This is a genomic window from Motilimonas sp. 1_MG-2023 (assembly GCF_030547455.1).
In the GTDB taxonomy this organism is placed as follows: Bacteria; Pseudomonadota; Gammaproteobacteria; order Enterobacterales; family CBDFNC01; genus Motilimonas.
Map to the genome: position 1 here is coordinate 1 of NZ_JAUOPX010000217.1, position 249 is coordinate 249.

At 48.6% G+C, this 249-nt stretch carries 1 pseudogene; it reads right to left on the reverse strand.

Going from position 1 to position 249, the window contains the following annotated elements:
- Positions 1-61: 61 nt before the first annotated feature.
- Positions 62-249: pseudogene (locus tag Q4519_RS21975) on the reverse strand (F0F1 ATP synthase subunit alpha); the annotation flags it as partial.

Consider the following 249-nt stretch of genomic DNA (forward strand, 5'->3'; position numbering starts at 1 on the left):
GTAGGTAGAATACATCACCTGGGTATGCTTCTCGGGCTGGTGGAAGCTTAAGCAATAGTTAGATCTGACGGTAAGCATCAGCTTGCTTAGATAGATCATCATATACGATCTACGCGTCTTCACCTCGGTCACGGAAGTACTCACCCATGGTTCAACCAGAGTTAGGCGCTAGGTATTGTAGTGCAGCTGGTTCAGAAGCAGAGGCAACTTCAACGTTAGTGTTAGCTTGCGCGCCGTGCTCTTCAAGCT